The sequence below is a fragment of the Martelella alba genome (assembly GCF_006516955.1).
In the GTDB taxonomy this organism is placed as follows: Bacteria; Pseudomonadota; Alphaproteobacteria; order Rhizobiales; family Rhizobiaceae; genus Martelella; species Martelella alba.
The window spans coordinates 36349-55245 of record NZ_VHLG01000018.1 but is presented as its reverse complement, the minus strand read 5'-3'; the positions used below and the strand labels follow the sequence as shown (position 1 = coordinate 55245).

Here is an 18897-nt window from a genome sequence, read left to right as displayed (position 1 = left end):
GTATGATAAATATGCTATACAGGTCAACAGGCAAAGCGCATGATCTGCACCGAGCCGCACAGAAAAGGCGACATGTTCGTCGTGACGTGGATTTTTTCGCTGCTTCCATGCTAAACAAACATATTACACAGACGGGGTTCACCGAGGCCTGAATGACCGATACCGAGACGCTGAAACCGAAGCCTGCCAGGACCAATTCGACACGCACCCGCGTGAGCGAGATTGCCGATGAACTGCGCCGGGACATTGAGGCCGGACGGTTCCGACCCGGTGACCGTCTGCCAAGCGAATCAGAGCTTACACGCCAGCATGCCGTCAGCCGCACCGTGGTGCGCGAGGCCTTTGCGCTTTTGCGGACAGAAGGTCTGGTCGAAGCGCGCAAAGGGTCTGGTGTTTTCGCGCTTGATCCGGCCAAGGCCGAGCGGCGACGGCCCTTTGCCGATCTCGATATGGAGCGTCTCTCCGGCGTGATCGAGCTTTTCGAACTGCGAAGCGCCTTTGAAATCGCCGCTGCCGGTCTGGCAGCCGGGCGCCGTTCAGCGACCCAGATTGATGCCATTGTCAAGGCGCATGAGGATGTCGTTCAGTGTTTCAGGGACGGACGATCACCGCGCGAAGCGGATTTCGCTTTCCATTACGCGATCGCCCAGGCGTCGCAGAACAAGCGTTTTCCCGAATTCCTGTCGCTGATCCGCCCCGGTATCGTCCCGCGCGTCGAGCTTGAGGCGCATGACGGCGCACCGCGTCCCTATGTGCCGAACCCGCAAATGGTGGCCGAGCATGAGCGGATCGTCGATGCGATCATCGAGGGCAATGTGGCGGAAGCCGAAGCGGCGATGAAAGTGCATCTGGAAGGCAGTCTCGGGCGCTATCGCGCCATGCTGAAAAGCGGCCGGCAGCATTGATGCCGCCAACCGCCTGTTCGTGATGGATCAGTCGTTCTGGCCGATCTCGTAACCTGCCAGCAGTTCCAGTGCCTTGACCATGGCGGAATGGTCCCAGCCGCTACCGCCATGGGCAGCGCAGGCATTGAACAATTCCTGGCAATTGGCCGTATTGGGGAGCGAAAGCCCCATCTGACGTCCGGCGCTCAGCGCCAGATTGAGATCCTTCTGATGCAGATTGATACGGAAACCGGGATCGAAGGTCCGCTTGATCATCCGCGCGCCATGAAGCTCGAGGATTTTCGAAGAGGCAAAGCCGCCCGAAATCGCCTGGCGGACGCGTTCGGGATCGACACCGGCACGGGCGGCAAACAGCAGCGCTTCAGCCACCGCCTCGATATTCATCGCCACGATCATCTGGTTTGCCACCTTGGCGGTCTGGCCCGCGCCGATATCACCCACGAGCGTGACATTCTTGCCCATGATTTCAAACAGCGGCCTGACCGTTTCGAAAATTGCCTCATCGGCGCCGACCATGATGGAAAGCGTTCCATCGCGTGCCCCGACTTCACCGCCTGAAACCGGCGCATCGACATAGGCACAGCCAAGGGCGGCGATCTTTTCGGCATATTGCTTGGTCTCAACCGGAGAGATCGAGCTCATGTCGATAACGATCTTGCCGGCACTCAACCCCTCGGCAGCCCCGTTCTCGCCGAACAGAACCGCTGCGACATCCGGCGTATCCGGCACGATCGAGATGAAGACCTCGCAGTTTTCCGCCGCCTCCTTCGAGGACCCACAGGCGGTGACACCCTTTGCCATCAGCGTTTCGGCCAGCGGCTTGCGGTCATAGGCGAAGATCTCGTGGCCAGCATCGGCAAGCCGTCCCGCCATCTGCGTGCCCATGATCCCGAGGCCGACAAATCCTATTTTCGTCATCACTCAACTCCCTGTAAAATGGTGTTCTGCTTGAGCGCGGCCTCAGGCGGCGCCTGTCTTGTACTTGTCGCAAAGCGCCTGGGTAGCGCCCCTGAATACGCCGAGATCGGAACCCACCGCGACGAAGCTTGCGCCCATCTCAAGATAGCGGCGCGCATCGGCCTCCACCGGCGCCAGAATGCCCGAGGCCTTGTTGTGGCTGGCAGCAACATCGAAGACATGGCGGATCGCCGTCTGGACTTCCGGATCGCCGGCATTGCCGAGATGGCCATAGCCGGCGGCAAGATCGGAAGGCCCGACAAACAGCCCGTCAACACCGTCGACGGCGGCAATGGCATCAGCATTTCCAACCGCCAGCGGGCTTTCGATCTGCACGAGCACGGTGATGTTGTCATTCACCCGTTTCATGTAATCGGCAACCGTGCCATAGCGGTTGGAGCGCTGCGAAACCGATACGCCGCGCACGCCCTGTGGCGGATAGCGCGTCGCTGCCACGGCCTTTTCCGCTTCTTCTGCCGTCTGAACAAACGGAACGAGGAAGTTGTAAAAACCGCTGTCGAGCAGCCGCTTGATCACCACCGTATCATTCCATGGCGGACGAACCACCGGGGCAGACGGGCTGTCCTTCAGCGCCATCAGCTGCGGAATGAGGCTCAGCACATCATTCGGCGCATGTTCGCTGTCCAGCAGCAGCCAGTCGAAACCGGCACAGCCGAGAACCTCCGCGGTAATTGGGCTACCCAGCGCCGACCAGCAGCCGATCTGCACCTTGCGCGCCAATATATTCTGGCGAAAACGGTTTGGAATACCCTGATAGGGCGTGGTTTCGGACATTGGTTGTTCCTTTCCTCCCGTCAGCCGGATCATGATGTCCGGCGCCGGATCTGGAGCGAGGATTTTCTCCGAACGCATTTCAGGTCAACCACAATGTGGGTTTTGATTGAAAACGAAGCTAGTTTAAGCGAATTATGTTTCACATTGTGAGAATCATAAAGTTCCAAAACACGGGAGACCGCAATGAGCCAGGACCGAGCGACGCAAAAGCAGGCGATACAGGGCGCCGGGCTGTTGATGAAGGCCTGCGATATCCTCGATCTTGTCGGCGAAGCGCCGGGCCAGTGGACGGTGAGTGCGTTGGTGGCCGAGACAGGGCTTTCCCGTTCGACGCTTTACCGCATCGTTTCGGCGCTGGTGGCACGCGGTTTCCTGCGCAACGGGACAGACGGACAAAGCCTGCTGTTGGGCTTCCACTATCTCGATCTGGCGCAGAATGTCGGCGCCGGGCAGGATCTTGCCGCCCTTGCAGCGGATGAGTTGCGGCGCTTGCGCGAGATGACCGGCGAGACGGCCTATCTCGCGTCCCTTGCCGGCAACCAGATGGTTTCGCTCGCAAAATCCGTCGGCGCCCATGAGAACGCCTCGACAGCGGCCATGGGCAAGGCAAAGCCGGTTTATGCCACCAGCCAGGGCAAGGCTGTGCTCGCCTTTCTGCCGGAGCGTCAGGCAGAGCAGATCATGGCAACGCTTGCCTTTCAGGCCATTACCCCCTTCACCCTCACGGACATCGCAAGCCTGAAACGCAATCTCACGCTTGTGCGCCAGCGCGGCTTTGCCATTGATGATCAGGAAAATATCGCTGGAACCCGCTGCATCGGCGTGCCGGTTCTTGATGAAACGGGCATTCCCGTCGCCGCCATTAGTGTTTCCGGCCCGATCTATCGGATGACGCCGGAACGGGTTGAACAGCTGGCACCCGAGCTGATTGCCGCCGGCCGCCGGCTGGCGCTTCTGGTGCAAAGCCAGACGGCAAAGACGGCCCGGCCGGCACGCAATGATATCGCCGCCACGGGTCCCGCCGCCTTTCACGGAGACCGGCCATTCTGGCTGCCGCGAGAGAACTGCCTTTACTGGGTCGACCGGCTGGCACCGGCCGTTTACGCGCTGCCTGAGGACGGCAACGCCGTCGAAACGGTTGCACGGCCGCCGGGGCCGATCACTCATGCGCTGCCTGGCAGGTCCGGCGGACTTGATCTCATTTGCGAGAATGGCTGGTTCAACGTGACCAGAGGCGCCGGCTGTGTCGCCATCGACCGGCCGATTGCCGGCGATGAACGCGCCCTTGCCCGCGGACCGGCCGGGTCACTCTGGGCGGCGCGGCAGGGGGGCGGGGTGACACAGATCGGCCGGCTTTCGGCGCGGGACGGCTTTCAGCCCGCCTGGCGCGTCGGCCATGACATAACCGATATGGCGTTCAGTGAGGACGGCAGCAGGCTTTTCGCGCTCAGCCCGCATGAAGGCACCATTTACGCATTGCAGGCCGGGCGAGAGGTGCCGATGGTCTTGAGCCGGATCCCGCGCGGCTCGGGCATAGCTTCAGCGCTTGCGCTTGACCGGCGCGGACGGCTCTGGGTCGCGCTCAGCGATGGCTGGAGCGTCGTCCGGCTGGATGAAAATGGCGAAATTGCCGAAGCCATTGCGCTGCCCGTGCCACGCCCGACGGGGCTCGCCTTTGGCGGCGACAACGGCTCGACACTGTTCGTCACCAGCGAGCGGATCGGCATTGCCCGCGACATTCTCGAAAACGCTCCGCTTTCCGGGCGGCTTTTAATGCTGGCAATGCAGATCTGACCGCCCGTATCCGGCTTCCCTGTTCTGGCCGGAAAGCCGTCCGCTGCTCGTCCATCCTGTCCCTGTCGTGTCATCATTCCCCCCTTTTTCAATAGCCATCGCGCCCGCCTCGCCGGTGATGGCCGGGGGTAGATTGGGCCAGATGGCCGCTCCGCACAAAAATATCCGGGATATATTTGTGCGGAGAGGGCCTTGGCGCCTTTTGAGGGGAGAGGAGGCGCGCGCCTGATGGCAGCAGAACCTCACATCGCCTGTTCGTAGGTCAGGCTGGCGCCGATCAGCTCCCGCGCATAAGGGTCGCTCGCGCCATTGCCAAGGATCGCCTCGCGCGGCAAAACCTCAACAATATTGCCGGCCTGCATCACCGCGAAGCGGTCGCACATATAGTCGATCACGGCGAGATCGTGACTGACCATCAGATAGGTGAAACCCTTCTCGGCGCGCAGCCTGACCAGCAGGTTGATGATTTCGGCCTGTACCGAAACATCAAGCGCCGAGGTTGGCTCGTCGAGAAACAGCACATCCGGCTCCATGATCAGCGCGCGGGCGATGGCAACGCGCTGGCGCTGGCCCCCGGAAAGCTGGTGTGGATAGCGATCCAGAAAATCCTCCGGCAGACCGACATCGCTGAGTGCGCGCGCCATGCGCGCCTCGCGATCACCAATGCCGTGGATCTTCAGCGGTTCACTCAGCACCGTGCGGATCGAATGGCGCGGATGCAGCGAGCCATAGGGGTCCTGAAACACCATCTGCACCGTGCGGCAGCGCTCCTCTCGCTTCATCTCACGCACATCGCGATCGCCGATCAGCACGCGGCCCTGCCATTTTTCCAGAAGCAACGAGGCGCAGCGCAGCACGGTGGACTTGCCCGAGCCGCTTTCACCAACGAGACCGAAACATTCGCCAGGCTTCACGGTAAAACTCACCTCCGGCAGAACCGTCAGCGCACCGAAGCGGATCGTCATCTTGTCAACGGTGATCGATTTCATGGCCGTCCCTCCTCCGCGTCCAGCCAGCTTTTCTGACGATGCAGCACCGGCAGTGGTGTGCGGGCGCCGCCAATGCGCGGCTGGGCGGCAAGCAGCCCGCGCGTATAGGGATGTTCTGCCCTGTCGAGATCAGCCGCTGCCAGGGTTTCCACCACGCGGCCGGCATACATGATCAGCACCCGATCGCAGAAATTGCGCACTAGATTGAGGTCATGCGAGATCATGATCAGGCCGATACCTTTCTCGCGTACCAGATCGTCGAGGATTTTCAGCACCTGCAACCGCACCGTCACATCAAGCGCCGAGGTCGGCTCATCGGCAATCACCAGATCCGGATCGGTCAGAAGCATCATCGCGATCATGATGCGCTGCCCCATGCCGCCGGATACCTCGTGCGGATAGAGATCATAGACCCGCTCCGGATCGCGGATCTGCACCGCTTCCAGCATCGCGATCGCCTTTTTCCGCGCATCGGCCTTTGAGCAATGAACATGGGTCCGGAAGGCCTCCGCCACCTGATCGCCGCAGCGCTGGATCGGATTGAGCGAGAATTTCGGGTCCTGCAGGATCATCGACATATGGGCACCGCGGATCTTCAGCATTGCGCGCTCGCTGGCAGCAAGGAGATCGGTTTCACCGAAGCGCATCTTCTTGGCGGTGATGTCGGCGGTCGGCAGAAGCTTCAGCAGTGCGCGGCCAACGGTGGATTTGCCCGATCCGCTTTCGCCGACAATGCCGAGCCGCTCGCGGCCAAGCGTGAAGCTGACATGGCGCACCGCCGGTTCCGGCGTTCCTCGGTAATGGATGGAGAGGTCCTCGACCTCAAGCAGTCTGTCGTCGCTCATGGTCTCACCGCCTGTTCATCTGTTTCGGATCAAGCGCATCGCGCAGGCCGTCGCCAAGGAGATTGAAGGCGAGGCTGACGCAGAGGATCGCAACGCCGGGGAAGGTTACGAGCCACCAGCTATCGATCATGTAACGCCGGCCGGTGGCAATCATCGCCCCCCATTCCGGCAGCGGCGGCTGTGCGCCAAGGCCGAGAAAGCCGAGGCCGGCCGCCGTCAGGATCACGGTTGCCATGTTCAGCGTCAGCCGGATGATCACGGATGGCAGACACATCGGCACGATCGAGCGCCAGATGATGCGCGCCGAAGACGCGCCCTGAAGCCGTGCGGCCGAAATATAGTCGGCACTGCGAAAGGTCATGGTCTCGGCACGGGCAAGCCGTGCAATCGGCGGCCAGGCCGTCAGCGAAATGGCGATGATCGCATTGTTGAGGCTCGGGCCGAGGGCCGCGACAAAGGCCAGCGACAGGATCAGCGAGGGGAAGGAAAGGAAGATATCGGTGATCCGCATCATGATATTGTCAATGCGACCGCCGAAATAGCCGGCCACCGTGCCAACCAGGAGGCCGATCGGCCCGACCACGATCGAAACCAGAAAGATGATCCTCAGCGTGATCCGCGAGCCATAGAGAAGACGGCTGTAGATGTCGCGGCCAAGTTCGTCGGTTCCGAAATAATGCGCCGCACTTGGCGGCTGCAATGTCGCCTGCAGATCCTGCAGATAGGGATCATGGGTTGCCAGCATCGGGCCGAACAGGGCGCCGATGATGAGAATGGCAAGCACCAGAAGGCCGAAGGCCGAGGTTGGCGATTTCGCCAGAAAGATCAGGATATTCTTGGTCGTGACCAGCGCCTGAGGCATGGTCCTGGAACGGGTCGCCTTGAGCGGCGTGCTATCGGACATGGTCATCGGGTCCTCGGATCGAATACGCGGTAGAGAACATCGGAGAGAATGTTGAGGCCGATGAAGATCAGGCCGACGAGCAGAACGCAGGTCATGACCGCGTTCATGTCTCCGATGCGCAGGTTGGAGGTGAGATACTGGCCAAAACCCGGCCAGGCGAAGACCGTCTCGATCAGCACCGCGCCTTCCAGCAGGCCGCCATAGGCCAGCGCGATGATGGTGACGAGCTGGACGCGGATATTGATGAAAACATGAAACCAGATGGTCTGGCGCTGGCTCAACCCCTTGACCCGGGCGGTGGTCACATATTCCTGATTGATCTGATCCAGCATGAAACTACGGGTCATGCGGGTGATATAGGCCGCAGAGGAATAGCCAAGCAGCGAGGCCGGCAGGATGATATGGTCAATCGCACTCCTGAACACATCCCAGTCACCGGCCAGTGCGCTGTCGATCAAGAGGAAATTGGTCCGTTCCGGCACCATGCCGATATAAAACTGGCTCATCCGCCCCGAACCGCCGACCCAGCCAAGCCCGGCATAGAAGATCAAAAGCCCAATCATGCCGGTCCAGAAGATCGGCATGGAATGGCCGAGCAGGCTGAATACGCGGATTACCTGATCCTGCCAGCGGTCCTTCTTGATTGCCGCCAGAACGCCAAGCGGAATGCCAAGCCCGGCGCCGACAATGATGGCGAAGGTGGCAAGTTCGATCGTCGCCGGCATGACATGGAGAATATCCTGGATAACCGGCTGGCCGGTGCGCACCGATGTGCCGAAATTCCCGGTCAGGACATCGCGGATATAGAAGAAGAACTGTTCCCACATCGGCCGGTCGAGACCAAGCTGGTGGTAGACGTTCTGATAGACTTCCTTGGTCGCATCCTCGCCAACGATGGCGCGCACCGGATCCACCGGCATGACGCGCCCGATCACGAAGGTCAGGACAAGAAGGCCGAAAAGCGTGACCAAAATGGACCCGGCCCGCTCGAACAGCGCACCTGTCCGGCCCTGTTCATCTGTCATTGCAACTCCTCCCAAAGTGCCGGAACGGGCCAATTCAGGGCAACCCATTCCTGTATTACATATCCTTATAATCTGTTATACAGCATTTGGGAAGTGCTGAAATGAACAGTGGCAGGTAGTCCCGAATGCATGGCGGCTTTCATCTGGAGCTGGAAATTATCGCCAGTCACGGCTATGCCGGATGGCTGAGGACTGAAGCAGAGCTGGAGCCGACCCTGCACGAGCCTTCGCCGAGCAGCCAGCGGGCTGCCGGCGTGGCAAGCACCGGTGACAATGCTCTCGCTCGGCTGGGCAGGCGATAAGGGACAAAGCGACGATGGCAGACGAAAAGCGAGACTGGCGGAAGAATTTCGACCTGAAACATCCGATGCTCAAGCCGCTCTGGCTGCGCCTTTTGCTGATTGCTGTCTGCTTCGGCTGGGCAGCAGTCGAATTCACCATCGGCTCGCGCTTCTGGGCCGGTGCTGTCATCGCAGCAGGTCTTTATATGGCCTGGGTCTTTTTTCTGTCCTCAGACAGACACTATTTCACAAAAGGCGATGACGACGCGGAAAAGTGAGAGCGCTTCCGGTGAAGCACTCCTCCCGCAATCGCCCTCGGTGAGACGGCGATTGGCCCAGCCATGAGCCTGTACATACAGACACCCAACTGCGCCTGAAACTGTATTCTTGGTCATCACCCTTATCTACAGGATGACGATCAATATTCTATGATTTATCCTATCCGATGAATGAATATTCGTAATAACTTACCTTATATATAATAATATTTCATATTGAAGCATATATAATTACGTGTATTATTTTATATTTAGATAAAATATTCAATCCGTATCTAAAGGAAATCGGAATGGATGAAATTGCAGATCGATTTCAGGAGATTGTATCGAAATTCGAGACAAAAATACCGATCAAAATGCCTGTACTATTGCGTCAGATCTGCGATCTTTATGGTCTGAAACAGGCTGCATATTTCGGCATAAACCGAGTCAAACCGGAGGTTCATGATCCATACCTCGCCGTTACTTATTCAGAAGACTGGATGAAGCACTACAGGGAGATGGACTATGTCTTCATCGATCCGGTTGTCGGAAAAGGGCTCACCGCACTGCTGCCGATTGACTGGGCGCAATTCCGCAATGACAACAAACGCGTCGCGTCATTTTTCGGTAATGCTGCCGATTATGGTATCGGCAACAACGGCATCACCATTCCCATTCGCGGCCACGCCCTGACCCGCGCCGTCTTCTCCGTAACAAGCGATCTGCCGGACAGGGAATGGCAGAGCCTGTCCGTGGCCATACAACGGGATTTCCAGCTCATCGCCTATTATCTGCATCAGCGCGTAGAGCAGAATGAGAATCTGATCGTTCCGACAGTGCGGCTGGCACCGCGGGAAATCGAATGCCTCAAATGGAAATCTGCCGGCAAGACCGCTGACCAGATCGCCGATATTCTCAATATTTCGGAGCGGACTGTGCATTTCTACATCGGCAATGCCGTCGTCAAGCTGGACGCCCACAACGCCACCCACGCCGTCACCAAGGCCATCAGCCAGAATTTATTCTATCCTGAGATGTAGTCCCGGTATTTTTACGGGTATTGCAGGTTTTAAATTCATCTATGTTTTTCATGTCATCAATGCTTGGGGGAATATGAGCATGAAATATCGTGGAACAGGCGAGGCTGTCGCCCGCACTGCCGTGCCAATCAAGGGTGCGGCAACATACCGGATCAGACCCGCTGCGGGGCGTGGCCGCAAATGATGGAACGCAGCAAAACACGTGGCCATGTCGATAGTCTCGAAGCAGCCCTGCATTTTGCCCAGGCTGACGTGAAACTGCTCGGCGATGACTTCCTCGCCTATCTGCTCGGTCTGGCGATCGCCTATACGAGAGACAACAGAACCCGTCTTCTTAGCGAAGGAACCGCAAGGCGGGCTGTTCAGACGGAAGGCGCGGCAACAACGTCACTGTAACTGCAGCCCACTGCCGGCATCTTCATGCCGGCAGTTACTTTCGCCTGACGGGCCAAGTGACAGGTGCCACCGCCGATCCGGCTCGCATGAAGGTTTTCCGGTCACCGCGCCGCCAGCACGGCAATCGTGTCACCTGCCATCAGCTTGAGCTTGCCGCTGGCACCGATATCAAAGCCATTGACCGTAGCCAGCGTATCGAGAAAGGTCTTTTCCTGCTGCATCTGATCGGGGCCACACATCTTCTGCGTGACGGCAAACGGGCCGATCCTGACCAAGCCCTCGCCATCGATCGCCAGCGGCCCGCTAAACTGGTTGCAGCCGGCAAAGCCGGACACCGTCCCATCATCCATGACCGAAAGTGTCGGGGGACTGTCGGTGGAAAGCGCGCTTCCGGCCAGCTCCTCCACTGTCCATGGCTCACCGGTAAGCAAGCTCAGCGTATTGCCGCCACAGCCTTTCAAGGTTTCGGTCAGGGTCTTCAATGCGACCGTCTGTGGATAGATCCGGCCGCTCATGTCATCACGGCAGATCCCGTCGCTGACGGCAAAATCCAGGCCAAGCTGCGGAAAGGCATAATGATAGGCACCGCCGTCTAGCGTTGGATCTGGCAGGTCGAGATCAAGCCGGTCGGAACCGTAATTGAGATCCAGCGTCAGGCGCTGATCGTCGATCCGGGCCATCCAGCCCGGTTCATTGCCCTTTGCTGACCAGATCTGGCGGGCGATCGGCGCCAGCGTGCAGGAAGCCGGTTCGCGGCCTTCAAGCGTCAACGTGCCGGAATTGCCATTGCCAGTGAAGATGGTCTTGCCATCAAGGCTCTGGTAGCGCACGCCGCTGACCACCACAGTGGGGGCCAGCTCTTCGGCCACACCATTGCGTTCAAGAACGGCGCCGTTCTGATTGAAGCCGATCCGCATGGTCTCGTCGCCGCAGATCAGAAAATCCGAATAGCCGGTGTCGACATAGCCATGCAGCATGACGGTACCGAGATCAAGCGCTCCGGAACCGGCTGCGATATGAACCGGGTCGCTGATCCAGCGCACCTGATCCTCAACCGTGAAGGCAACCCGCAGCGAACCCTGCATATTTTCGGGAATGTCGACGCTAAAATCGACAGGCACCTGCTTGCCTTCGGTTGGCTCGGTGGTCAGCCCCAGTTCTGCGTCCTGAAAGCCGGTCACCTCGACAACAAGTTCCGCATCCTTCGGCAGGATAACGCGTTCGCGATAGGCCGCCGAGCCTGAAATGCTGCGCATCTCGTCAGCCAGCGCCGGTGTCACCGCTGCCATGGCCAACAAAACCATCAAAAAGCGCAACATATTCATCTCCCTTGCTGATTTGCCTTTCGGGCAATGTCGTCTTTCGCGCACCGAAAGACAACTCTCAGCCGCAAAGAATATGCCGCAGGCCGATGGTTTTTAACGAATACGTCAGCTCAAACCTACATTTCCGACATCGCAGTCTTGAGTGCCCGCACGGCCAACGGATCCGTTTCGCGCGGGTTGAGCACGGCAAAACCGGCAAGGGCCAGCGGCATCGGACCGGCCGGACGGCTGCACGAACTGTGCAGCTCGGTTATGCCCGGAATGGCAAGGAAGGCGGCGGCATTTGCGGCGTTGACGCCACCGCCCGGCATCAGCGAAATTCGGCCCTCAGATCGTTCGGCAAGCCTTGCAATCAGATCGATCCCGGCGCTAGCCGTCACCGCCTGACCGGATGTCAGTATCCGGCCTATCCCCAGTGCAATCGCTGTCTCCATCGCGCCGAATGGGTCTTTTGCCAGATCAAAAGCCCGGTGCAGCGTGATATCAAGGCCGCCAGCGGCGGCGGCAAGCCGTTCCATGAACGCTCGGTCGAGATGCCCCTCATCATCAAGCGCGCCGATCACCACGCCGGCGACACCGGCGGCCCGGCAAAAGGCGATGTCTTCGCACATGGCATCGACTTCAGCTTCGCCATAGCAAAAGCCGCCAGCGCGCGGGCGGATAAGAACATTGACCGGAACCTGCGCCCTGGCGGCGAGCGCTATGAAACCGGGCGATGGTGTCAACCCGCCGCATTCCAGAGCAGCGCAAAGCTCGATCCGGTCCGCACCGCCCTTGATTGCCGCGCTCAGTCCCGCGGCATTTTCAACACAGACTTCCAGAGAAAAAGGACCAGCCATCAAGCCCCCCGCGGACCTTCAGGATACAAAACGAGCGAGGTGCCGGCAAAGCCGACCAAAACAGAAGAGATCATGACACTCCGCCCCCGTCTTCCGGCGCAGCCCAGCGGGCGGAAGGGCGAATCTCGGGCGTAAAATCAAAGCCTTTCTCGAAAGGATAGCTTGGCTTTATCCGCCGCCGGTTCGGCAGCGCCTCGATCTCCTGATTGATCGCTCCATCGGTCAGCGCCATCAGATTGGGCCGGGCAATCGGCGCCAGTTCCGGCGACAGATAGCCGGATTTCACCACGACAAGCCGCCATTCCTCAGGATCGAAGCCGAAACGGGCGAAATCGGCAATATTGTGATATGGCCGGCGGCGCGCCGAAAGCACCACCGTGATGCCGCCCGTGGCGACAACGGCCTGCCGCTCATCGGCACCAGCGGGATCATCAAGCTGCAGCACTTCCACGGGCAGCGTGACGGACGGGCTTTTGGGGTCAAGTGTGCCGCCAATTGAAAGCGCCATGCGCGCTCCGGTTCCAGCGGCAAAACATGCCTCCACCGCCGGACGGTCGGCGATCCCGGCAATCAGAGCGCCGTTGAAATCACGCTCCAGAAGTGCCTTCAGCACGTCGGCACGGTCCCCGACACCGCCGCCGGTCGGGTTATCACCGGAATCGGCCAGAATGACGGGACGGGTTTCGGCCTTCTCCGCCAGTTCCAGCATATCCTCAAGCCGGCCGGTCACCGGGCCAAACGCAAAATCCTCTCGCGCATCCCAGTATGAAAGAGCAATCGCGGCGGCAACCTTTTCCGCCACCGCCGGATCGCTCGCCGTCACCACGGCGCAGGCCGTCGCGCGTGGCTCATCTGCCCAGACATAGCCGATCATCAGATTGGCGTCCCAGATGCCATCCATCGCGTCATAATCGGGCAATTGCCGGTAAAGCGATGCTGCAGGCTCATCTTCCGTTGACGTGCGTTCGCCCGGCAAAAGCACTGGTACCTTTGCCCATGCGACACCGGGGCGGACGCCCGTTTCCAGCGATTTCACCAGCATGGTATAGGCCCGCGTCATGGTCTCGCGCACATCGATATGCGGCGCTGTGCGATAGGCGGCAAAAATATCGATCTGGTCAATGATCGTCTGGCTGACATTGCCATGCAGATCATAGCTGACAGCAAGCGGGCAATCCGGGCCGATAACCGCCCGCGCGGCGGATATCCAGTCTGCCTCGGCATCGTCCATGCCCTCGACATTCATGGCGCCATGCATGGCGAGGTAAAGCCCGTCAATTGGCAGGCTCTGTTGAAGCCGCGTCAGAAAATCCGCCTTGAAGGCCTGATAGGCTTTCGCCGAAACCGGGCCGCCAGGAACCGCCCTTGCGTGGAGAAGAGGCGCGACCGCGACATTTTCCGCATCTTTCAGGAATGCGAAATAATCGGCTTCGACAAGGTCCGGGCCGGAGACAACCCGGAAATGCTCCTTTTCCATCAATGCCGGATTTCCGGTCGAACATTCGGTATGGATACCGCCAACAGCAATCCTGAACGTCATCACAACCCCCTCAAAGCTTCGGACCGAGCGGCGCGATGGCCGCGAAACGCTGCCAGTCTTTTGCAGCTTTCGGTGTCCAGGCCGCTTCGGCAACGGCATAAAGCCGCGGAAAGACAAGGTGATTGAAATAACCACGGTTGAGGAAGTGCTCGCCCCAGATACAGGCCTGCACACCGCGCAGGCGATGCTGCAGCGCCTCGGGAAATTCGCCCGCCGCTTCGTAAGTGTAGCTATGCTCCGGTGGCACAGTGCCTGCCCAGCTGGCGCCCGGCTCCTGAAAGGCTTCATCCTGCACCATGTCGAGATAATAGGCCTGCCCCGGCGTCATCACCACATCATAGCCATCCTCGGCTAGCGCGATGCCGACTTCCGGCTTCTGCCAGGCCATCAAAAGCGCGCCTTCGCGCGCAACGCCGCCGCCATGGGAGACCTCATCCCAGCCGGCCAGCAGGCGGCCGCGCGCGGTCAGCATGGACTGGATCCGCTTCATGAAAAAGGATTGCAGGCCGAATGTCCCCTCCAGCCCCTGCTCTTCCATCAGCTTGCGGGCCAGCGGCGAGGCCATCCAGGTATCAGCCGCCACCTCATCGCCGCCGACATGAATGTAGCGACCGGGGAACAGCGTCACCATCTCGTCAAAGACTTGCCCGAGAAAGGCATAGGTTTCCTCAATCGCCGGATTGAGCGCGTTATTGGGAAAGCCCTGGACCGAGTGGTAGCTTTCCGGCGCTTCCTGCCCGTCGGTCAGTTCCGGAAGCGCCGCCAGGATCGCTGTCGAATGGCCGGGAATATCGATTTCCGGCACGATCTCGATGCCAAGCGCCAGTGCATGGGCAACGATTTCACGCACATCATCCTGGCTGTAGAACCCTTGAACAGGTTCCGCACCATCGCCAAGCTGCGGCAGCATGACGGTACCAGGCGCACGGGTCGCGCCGATGCCGGTCAGTGCCGGATAGGCCTTGATCTCCAGCCGCCAGGCCTCATCATCGGTGAGGTGCCAGTGGAAGATGTTCATGCGGTGCCAGGCGAGAATATCGATGAGACGCAGGATATCGCCCTTCGGGTAGAAATGCCGCGACACATCAAGATGGGTGCCGCGCCAGCCGTAACGCGGCTGATCCGCAATCGTGCCGGTGGCGGGAAAGCGGAATTTCGAACCGGTGATCCGCGCGGCATCGAGCATCTGCGCCAGCGCCGTCAGGCCATATTGAAAGCCCGTCGCCGACGAAGCCTTCAGGACGATCACCGGATCGTCAAAATCAATCGCATAGGCCTCTGCGGCAAGCGTCGCATCGCTCACCAGCGAAACCGCACGGCCGCCCTCGACCGGTTTCAGGCTGAGGGGGGCATGCGCCTCGGGAAAAAGCCGGGCGAAAAGACCCGCAACATTGTCGACGGCCCGCAGGTTCTCAAGTGTTGTGCCGGCAACAGGGAAAAGCGCCACCGGCGGTTGATCGGCCGGTTTCAGGTCCAGCGCCGCCGGGAAAGGCAGCAGCGCATAGGGTTCGGCAAGTCTCCCCTCCGGCAGCAGTGCGGGCGGTCGGGCACCGGATGAGCCAGCCAGCATCAGATCATCAACGGAAACGTCGACATAGCGTTCGCCGGGCAGAATGAGAAAGGCGGATTTGGCGCCATCGGTGCGATGAACGGCAGGCCGCCACAGGCCCTGAACGGCAAAGTTCCAACGCTCGCCGGGCGCCAGAACAAAGCCCTCGGGCGCAGCGAATTCATGATAATTGGCATTGCGCCGGACGAAGCGTGCATTGTCGCATTGCGGGGCGCCGACGGTGCGCGTCAGCGACGTGTAGACAAGTGAAAAGCCGCTCAGCGTCTCATCGGAAAGATTGACCAGCGCAAAATCGAAACATCCGCCACGATCGCCATCAACCGGTCGCCAGCTGTTTTCGAGACGGAACATGGATTTGGTCATGGGACCCCTCTTCTTTGAAATGCCTTTACGGCTTGGACGTTGTGCTGAAGCTCAGTCACCCAGCAACTGGCTGTCATCCTTGTCGCGATGAATGACCAGCTGTGTCTTGATGTTTCGCAGCGTCGGCGCCGAAAGCGCGCGCATCTTGTAGGCAACCAAATTGGCGATGATGTCGATCAGTGCCAGATAGGCAAAACGTGTCGAGGTCGGGCGGAAAATATTCTGCCCCTCGGGTAGATCAATGCCGATCACGAGGTCCGCCGCCTGCGCCACAGGGCTGTCGCTCTGGGTCAGCGCAATGGTGCGGATGCCTGCGGCACGGGCGATATCCAGCGTATGCGCCAGTTCATGGTTGCGGCCGGAAAAAGACGATGCGATCAACACATCCTCGGCCGTGGCAGCTGCCGTCAGCATCAACTGCATGGTCTGGTCGGAACTGGCGGTGATATGCTTTCCGAGGCGGAACAGGCGGTTTTGCATTTCCGATGCAATCATGGACGAATTGCCGCCCGAGCCGAAAGCATAGATCATCGCTGCTGCCGCAAGCCATTCGCTCGCCTGTTCAAGCTTTGCCGCATCAAGCGAACGATGCATCAGATAGAGCGCATTCTGCGCTTTGGTAACCACATCAGCGGCCACATCATCAGCACCGGAACTGCGCGCACCGGGGTTTAAATAGCGCACGCCGACATAGGCCGTCTTGGCAAGCTTCACCTTGAAATCTGCGAAATTCAAACAGTTGAGCCGGCGGCAGAAGCGCGTCACCGTCGGCGCAGAAACGCCTGCCCGTCCGGCCAGTTCGACGATCGACGCATTGACGGCGAAATCAAAATCATTCAGCAAGATGTCTGCAATGCGCTTCTCGGCATGCGAAAACTGCGCCTGTTCTTCCTGAATGACCGCGAAAATATCCATGCGCCTGGTGTGCCCTCAACGAAAGCTCCCGAACGATCCGCCGTCTGGTCAAGCCGGCCACGCGATGGAAAGAGCCGTTTGTCTAAATTATTTTCGTAGTTCGTTGACATGGCAGCACAAAAGCGCTCATTTGACTAGGGGAAAACCTGTTTTAAGAAAATAATTTAGACGAAGGGCAGAATGCGCGATCCTTTCACCAATCCGTTTGCTGAAGTGGACACCGATCGCCGGGCGATCTGGGACATGCTTGTCGATCGCGACATTGCCGCCTTTCTCGCCGCTGACTGGTCGATGGTCGAAGAGGATTTCGTCACGATCGGCTTCTTTGCACTCGATGCCTGCGGCAAGCCCGATCCCGATGACTGGAAACTCGGATTCCCCGACCTTGCCCATTATCGTGACGAGTGGCTGCGTCAGGCGAAGGACTTCGCCAGAGGCATATATGAAGATGATCCGCGCCAGGCGATTTTCAGCGCGACGACGCTGGAGGAAGTCGAGATTTCCGGGCCGAGCGCTCTGGTGCGCAAGAAATTCGATGGCGGCATCAAACGCGCCGATGGCGGCTTTGATGCGATGAACTGGCAAACCTTATATTACTGCCGCTTTGAAGAGGGGCGCTGGAAGATTGCCGGCTTCACCGGCTACCTGCCCTTCCCCTTTCCGGCATAGGAAAGGAACAAAGGGTGCGCATCTTCACAGCAGCACTGGCGACCGAGACCAACACATTTTCACCGATTGCAATCGATCGCAGGGCCTTCGAGGCCTCCTTTTATGCCGGACCCGGCGCTCATCCCGATACGCCGACGCTCTGCACCGCGCCAATCACCGTTGGACGGGACGTCTGTCGCGACAGGGGTTGGACGCTGATTGAAGGTAGCGCCACCTGGGCCGATCCGGCAGGCCTCGTCAATCGCGCAACCTATGAGGGCCTGCGCGACGAGATCGTCGATCAGCTCAAGACGGCGATGCCGGTCGACGCCGTTGTGCTTGGCCTTCACGGCGCCATGGTCGCCGCTGGATATCTCGACCCGGAAGGTGATTTTCTGGCCCGCATCCGCGAGATCGTCGGACCCGATGTGCTCGTCTGTGCCGAACTCGACCCCCACAGCCACCTGACGGCAAAGCGCGTTGCCGCGGCTGATTTCCTCGTCGCCTTCAAGGAATTTCCCCACACGGATTTTGTCGACCGCGCCCGCGATCTCTGGCGCATCGCCGTTGATACGCTCGAAGGCCGGGTAAAGCCGGTCATGTCGGTCTTTGACTGCCGCATGATCGATGTGTTTCCGACCTCGCGCGCACCGATGCGCGCCTTTGTCGATCAGCTGATCAACCGCGAACAGAGCGACCCGGACATTCTCTCGCTCTCGGTCATTCACGGCTTCATGGCTGGCGATGTGCCAGAAATGGGCACCAGAACGATTGCCGTCACCAATGGCAATGCAGCAAAGGGTGCCGCCATCGCCCGCGAGATGGGACAATGGCTTTTTGAACGGCGCGGCACGTTCCGCATGCCGGAGGTTGACGAGAAAGAGGCCATCCGCCAGGCGCTCCGCATTCCGGAAAAACCTGTCGTGATTGCCGATATGTGGGATAATCCCGGCGGCGGTACGGCGGGGGATGCGACCGTGGTGCTGGCCGAAATGCTGGCACAGGGCATTACCGATGTGGCCGTCGGCACCATCTGGGATCCGGTCGCCGTCTCGATCTGCCGCGCCGCTGGCGAAGGGGCAGAGATCCCCTTGCGCTTCGGCGCCAAGTCAGCGCCTGGAACCGGCAATCCGATCGATGGCACCGTGCGTGTCCTCAAGGTCAACGACAAGGCGGAAATGCAGTTCGGTGAAAGCATCGTGCCATTCGGCCCCGCCGTCACGGTGGCGCTGAACGGCATCGAGATCATTCTCAACACCGTGCGGGCGCAAAGCTATGACCCGTCACTGTTCTCAGTGATGGGCATTGATCCGTCGCAGAAAAAAATCCTGCTGATCAAGTCAACCAACCACTTCCACGCCGCTTTTTCGAAAATCGCCGCCGAAATCATCTATTGCGCCGCCGGCTCTCCTTATCCGAACCAGCCAGCGAAAACCGCCTACCGCCATGTACGCAAGAATATCTGGCCAATGGTGGAGAACCCGTTCGAAAGCTGAGGGGCGGGTA

Annotated in this window: 19 protein-coding genes; 8 read left to right on the top strand and 11 right to left on the bottom strand. The window is 59.6% G+C overall.

Annotated features, from left to right (window positions below):
• Positions 1 to 152: 152 nt before the first annotated feature.
• A complete protein-coding gene (locus FJU08_RS20395) occupies positions 153 to 905 on the top strand; it encodes a FadR/GntR family transcriptional regulator (protein ID WP_141150906.1) in 753 nt (250 codons plus the stop codon).
• Between the two features lie 27 nt (positions 906 to 932).
• Here the strand turns inward: FJU08_RS20395 and FJU08_RS20390 are convergent, their stop codons facing one another.
• The gene (locus FJU08_RS20390) at positions 933 to 1823 is read right to left on the bottom strand and encodes a 2-hydroxy-3-oxopropionate reductase (protein WP_141150905.1); all 891 of its coding nucleotides are present in this window, start codon (positions 1821 to 1823) and stop codon (positions 933 to 935) included.
• 42 nt (positions 1824 to 1865) lie between these two features.
• Positions 1866 to 2657: a 2-dehydro-3-deoxyglucarate aldolase gene (gene garL, locus FJU08_RS20385; RefSeq protein WP_141150904.1), complete on the bottom strand. Its 792-nt coding sequence runs from the start codon at positions 2655 to 2657 to the stop codon at positions 1866 to 1868.
• 183 nt (positions 2658 to 2840) lie between these two features.
• On the opposite strand from garL, the gene FJU08_RS20380 reads away from it, so the two are divergent.
• Positions 2841 to 4451: an IclR family transcriptional regulator domain-containing protein gene (locus FJU08_RS20380; RefSeq protein ID WP_141150903.1), complete on the top strand. Its 1611-nt coding sequence runs from the start codon at positions 2841 to 2843 to the stop codon at positions 4449 to 4451.
• Positions 4452 to 4693: 242 nt separating this feature from the next.
• On the opposite strand, the gene FJU08_RS20375 is transcribed toward FJU08_RS20380, so the two are convergent.
• Genes FJU08_RS20375 through FJU08_RS20360 form a run of 4 tightly spaced genes read right to left on the bottom strand, consistent with a single transcriptional unit; the run spans position 4694 to position 8214 of the window.
• Positions 4694 to 5440 (bottom strand): ABC transporter ATP-binding protein, encoded by a 747-nt coding sequence (locus FJU08_RS20375; protein WP_141150902.1) that lies wholly within the window; start codon positions 5438 to 5440, stop codon positions 4694 to 4696.
• Positions 5437 to 6285 carry an ABC transporter ATP-binding protein gene (locus FJU08_RS20370; protein WP_141150901.1) on the bottom strand — a complete coding sequence of 283 codons (849 nt, stop codon included), beginning with the start codon at positions 6283 to 6285 and terminating at the stop codon, positions 5437 to 5439. The genes FJU08_RS20375 and FJU08_RS20370 overlap by 4 nt, the downstream gene beginning before the upstream one ends.
• A 4-nt stretch (positions 6286 to 6289) precedes the next feature.
• Positions 6290 to 7147, bottom strand: a complete 858-nt coding sequence (gene nikC, locus FJU08_RS20365; RefSeq protein WP_141150923.1) for a nickel transporter permease — start codon at positions 7145 to 7147, stop codon at positions 6290 to 6292.
• Between the two features lie 44 nt (positions 7148 to 7191).
• The gene (locus tag FJU08_RS20360; protein ID WP_141150900.1) at positions 7192 to 8214 is read right to left on the bottom strand and encodes an ABC transporter permease; all 1023 of its coding nucleotides are present in this window, start codon (positions 8212 to 8214) and stop codon (positions 7192 to 7194) included.
• Between the two features lie 125 nt (positions 8215 to 8339).
• On the opposite strand from FJU08_RS20360, the gene FJU08_RS22865 reads away from it, so the two are divergent.
• The 4 genes from FJU08_RS22865 (at position 8340) to FJU08_RS20345 (ending at position 10191) form a co-directional block, all read left to right on the top strand.
• Positions 8340 to 8516: a hypothetical protein gene (locus FJU08_RS22865; protein ID WP_181409959.1), complete on the top strand. Its 177-nt coding sequence runs from the start codon at positions 8340 to 8342 to the stop codon at positions 8514 to 8516.
• A gap of 14 nt (positions 8517 to 8530) precedes the next feature.
• Entirely contained in the window at positions 8531 to 8773 is a 243-nt protein-coding gene (locus FJU08_RS20355) for a DUF3329 domain-containing protein (RefSeq protein ID WP_141150899.1), read from the top strand.
• A 290-nt stretch (positions 8774 to 9063) separates the two neighbouring features.
• Positions 9064 to 9795 carry a LuxR family transcriptional regulator gene (locus FJU08_RS20350; RefSeq protein WP_141150898.1) on the top strand — a complete coding sequence of 244 codons (732 nt, stop codon included), beginning with the start codon at positions 9064 to 9066 and terminating at the stop codon, positions 9793 to 9795.
• 183 nt (positions 9796 to 9978) lie between these two features.
• Positions 9979 to 10191, top strand: a complete 213-nt coding sequence (locus tag FJU08_RS20345) for a hypothetical protein (protein ID WP_181409958.1) — start codon at positions 9979 to 9981, stop codon at positions 10189 to 10191.
• Between the two features lie 101 nt (positions 10192 to 10292).
• Here the strand turns inward: FJU08_RS20345 and FJU08_RS20340 are convergent, their stop codons facing one another.
• The 5 genes from FJU08_RS20340 to FJU08_RS20320 all read right to left on the bottom strand — a co-directional run bounded on the left by FJU08_RS20340 (position 10293) and on the right by FJU08_RS20320 (position 16743).
• The gene (locus tag FJU08_RS20340; protein ID WP_181409957.1) at positions 10293 to 11510 is read right to left on the bottom strand and encodes an META domain-containing protein; all 1218 of its coding nucleotides are present in this window, start codon (positions 11508 to 11510) and stop codon (positions 10293 to 10295) included.
• Positions 11511 to 11632: 122 nt separating this feature from the next.
• Positions 11633 to 12355 (bottom strand): copper homeostasis protein CutC, encoded by a 723-nt coding sequence (locus tag FJU08_RS20335; RefSeq protein ID WP_141150895.1) that lies wholly within the window; start codon positions 12353 to 12355, stop codon positions 11633 to 11635.
• 70 nt (positions 12356 to 12425) lie between these two features.
• On the bottom strand, positions 12426 to 13895 hold the full coding sequence (locus tag FJU08_RS20330; protein ID WP_141150894.1) for a M81 family metallopeptidase: 1470 nt from the start codon (positions 13893 to 13895) through the stop codon (positions 12426 to 12428).
• A 10-nt stretch (positions 13896 to 13905) separates the two neighbouring features.
• Complete coding sequence (locus tag FJU08_RS20325; protein WP_141150893.1) at positions 13906 to 15828, bottom strand: beta-N-acetylhexosaminidase; 1923 nt, start codon at positions 15826 to 15828, stop codon at positions 13906 to 13908.
• Between the two features lie 51 nt (positions 15829 to 15879).
• The gene (locus tag FJU08_RS20320; RefSeq protein ID WP_141150892.1) at positions 15880 to 16743 is read right to left on the bottom strand and encodes a MurR/RpiR family transcriptional regulator; all 864 of its coding nucleotides are present in this window, start codon (positions 16741 to 16743) and stop codon (positions 15880 to 15882) included.
• Between the two features lie 180 nt (positions 16744 to 16923).
• Between FJU08_RS20320 and FJU08_RS20315 the strand changes: the two genes are divergently transcribed.
• Both FJU08_RS20315 and FJU08_RS20310 read left to right on the top strand, forming a co-directional pair.
• The gene (locus tag FJU08_RS20315) at positions 16924 to 17412 is read left to right on the top strand and encodes a hypothetical protein (RefSeq protein WP_141150891.1); all 489 of its coding nucleotides are present in this window, start codon (positions 16924 to 16926) and stop codon (positions 17410 to 17412) included.
• A gap of 14 nt (positions 17413 to 17426) precedes the next feature.
• Entirely contained in the window at positions 17427 to 18887 is a 1461-nt protein-coding gene (locus FJU08_RS20310; protein WP_141150890.1) for a M81 family metallopeptidase, read from the top strand.
• The last annotated feature ends 10 nt before the right edge of the window (positions 18888 to 18897 follow it).